Genomic DNA, 2,705 nt, shown 5'->3' on the forward strand with positions numbered 1-2,705 from the left:
GATACTAAAAAAGAATCATCAGCAATAAAACCTATAATAAAATAAAAGAAAGATGCAATGACACAGACTCCGGTGGAAAGTCCATCCATACCATCAAGAAGGTTGTAGGCCGCCGTAATCCCCACAACCCAGAAGATGGTGAAAAAGTAATTTACAAGATTGACCGAAAAGATTTTAAGGTTGAGATAGAAAAGAATAAGAATCAAAGCAGCTACGGGCATGGCCACCATGAGCTTGATCTGGGGGTGCAAAAACCCAGCATCGTCTAAAATGCCTACCACCAGAAGCATGGTGGCTGCAGAAAGAATTAAAAGGAGATCTTTATGGAGTAAAGGCGAGAAGCTGTAAAGAAAGACCCCTACCAAATAACCCAAGTAGACCGTAATGCTCACGAGAAAAGGAGTCGGAGGGCTATGGATCTTTCTTGTATTGGGATGGTCAAGTACCCCAAGACCAACATCCATTCTTTTAAAAACAGGGGTAAGGATGAAGGTAACGACAAAAGCTAAGATGAACGGGAAAGGATTAAAATTTATCTCCTAGCCTTTCTGGTTTGATTTAAAAGCAAATCAGGGGATCAGCGGATCAGTGGGATGCTGATCAGGAGATCAAGGAATGGGTCCTGATGTTTTGATATTCTGATTAACTATTAGTCTAGTCTGTCTGGTTTTAGGTTAAAATCTATTTGGGGGAGGCGGAAACGTAAATGTCCCATGGGTGAATATGAGACTTTTCTTTTGTCAAAGATCATTTCGTTTGAATCTATTTTTTCTGCAAATAATCTCTGATGACCTTTATAAAATCCTTGAAATCTCCAAGATGTCTCATATAAATTCCATAAGTGATTGAATCATCGACCCCGTCATACACATGGATAAGAAAATTTCTGAACCTCACCATTGATTGAAACATACTGACTGTTTCTGTAGGGATAATCCCTCCCTTTGCCAAAATATCAAAACACTCTGCAAATGTCTCCGGCTCCTTCAGATCGAGAGCACTAACGAGATGCTTGCAAATATCGATCATCTGTTCTATAGCAAGCTCAAGATTCCGCTCTATGAACCTTTTGATCACAATATTCCCTTTAAATTCTTCATAACTTTCTATTTTTGCAATCTCTAATTCCCTTAAGAATTCTTCGATCTTTCGTAATTTCTTTTCGATCAGAGGTCGATCAATCATAAATGTTCATCCCCGAAACATTTTTGTACTCCTCATAGTCAGTCATGGTCTTCTCTCTGAATCTTGTGTAAAGGGACTCATCTTTCTTAATCAAGCGGATTCCATACTTCACAATCTGATGCCTGAGTAAAGGAGGAGCATTGTTGAGAACTACAAGATGGACTTCTTTCTCTAAAATATCAGAGAGTTTATTTGTGTAACCAAGCAGGTCAAGCCCCTCAGGCGGATTCTTAAAAAAAACCGCCACATCAAGGTCACTTCCCCTCTTCTGTCTGCCCTTCACATAGGATCCAAAAATAAAAGCAAACTGGACATTCGAATCCTCTTGAAAATATGCTTTGAGTTTTAGTATTATCTCATCCACCTGGGATTCGATGATCATATTTTCGGATTTCATAAAAAAAATTATAACACAAGAGCCTATTAAATTTAATCATTTCTTTTTGTGCAGGGCAGTCTCGATGAAAAGAAAACCTTATTAAAACGGGACCACTCATCAGGTCTCCTATTTCTTACGTTACCAATAATTTACACGGGATAGAAATAAAAAGATGATTAATTTCAGGGGAAAAAAATATTTAAATCTGGAGAAAAATGATTCATATTTACCTGATTCCACTTACGAAGTGGATAACTGTCTCTGTCATACTCGGCTATGTTCTTTGTACTGATATGATATATGCAACCATTAAGAAGGGATTCTTTTCGCATTACTCTTCCTTCGACACCACACTTTTTCAAATACTAAATACGCTGATCCCACTTATGAAGTGAAACGATTTATTCCAATAATAGATGTTTGATCTCATTCAGTTTTTTCTGATAATCCCGCCTTTCCTCAACAAATATCCTATAATCTTCAGGATCCATATTTAGATAGCTGGTAAAATAACATAATTGATCTTCCTTCTTACCAAGATACTCATGGTACGAAGAGTAAGGCCATTGATTTACCTCTTGTACAATATTCTCAGAGGTTGGGTTTAGATGAATATACCTCGTCAAATGTAACAATTGTTCATCTTTTTTTACCAATACACTTTTAAACCTACCCTGCCATAAGGGACCTTTTCTTTCATTCTTAATATTAAAATATCGAGTATAACTGTCTAAAAGATTTTTCATATAAATGGATATCCCTTTATCTTTCACCTGTACCAGTATCATATGAATATGAGTAGGCATAAGACAGTAAGCAACTATCAGTATAAGGCTTTCCTTGCCAGAAAGGTTTTTTCTTAAAAATTCATCTCTCTCTTCTAAGGTGTGGTAGATTGAAAATTTCACAGGAGGTTTTTCATAACTATAAAATTTGATCATTTCCATCATTCTTGAATAATCTTGAGTGGAGCGAAAAATTTTATAGCCAGCTATGCTTTTGGTACAAATATGATAAAGGCAACCATTAATAAGAGGATCTTTTCGCATTAATTTATTAGGTCATCCTAAAGTTAAGACATAATGTTTGACAATACCCTTATCAATTTTTAACTATTTTTTCAATACATTATTCCACTTAC

Annotated in this window: 5 protein-coding genes; 1 reads left to right on the forward strand and 4 read right to left on the reverse strand. The window is 36.1% G+C overall.

The genetic code is table 11. The features are described 5' to 3' along the window. The 3 genes from HXY53_03055 to HXY53_03065 form a co-directional block, all read right to left on the reverse strand. A partial coding sequence (locus tag HXY53_03055; protein NWF75544.1) for a hypothetical protein occupies positions 1-464 on the reverse strand: 464 nt, incomplete at its 3' end. A gap of 298 nt (positions 465-762) precedes the next feature. Next, entirely contained in the window at positions 763-1,185 is a 423-nt protein-coding gene (locus HXY53_03060; GenBank protein NWF75545.1) for a DUF86 domain-containing protein, read from the reverse strand. Next, the gene (locus HXY53_03065) at positions 1,178-1,582 is read right to left on the reverse strand and encodes a nucleotidyltransferase domain-containing protein (GenBank protein NWF75546.1); all 405 of its coding nucleotides are present in this window, start codon (positions 1,580-1,582) and stop codon (positions 1,178-1,180) included. The genes HXY53_03060 and HXY53_03065 overlap by 8 nt, the downstream gene beginning before the upstream one ends. Positions 1,583-1,779: 197 nt before the next feature. Between HXY53_03065 and HXY53_03070 the strand changes: the two genes are divergently transcribed. After that, positions 1,780-1,959, forward strand: coding sequence for a hypothetical protein (locus HXY53_03070; GenBank protein NWF75547.1), 180 nt, complete (start codon positions 1,780-1,782; stop codon positions 1,957-1,959). Positions 1,960-1,965: 6 nt separating this feature from the next. Here the strand turns inward: HXY53_03070 and HXY53_03075 are convergent, their stop codons facing one another. Beyond that, a complete protein-coding gene (locus HXY53_03075) occupies positions 1,966-2,613 on the reverse strand; it encodes a transposase (GenBank protein ID NWF75548.1) in 648 nt (215 codons plus the stop codon). Positions 2,614-2,705 lie beyond the last annotated feature (92 nt).

The sequence above is a fragment of the Nitrospirota bacterium genome, from assembly GCA_013388455.1.
Taxonomy (GTDB): domain Bacteria; phylum Nitrospirota; class Thermodesulfovibrionia; order Thermodesulfovibrionales; family SM23-35; genus JACAFF01.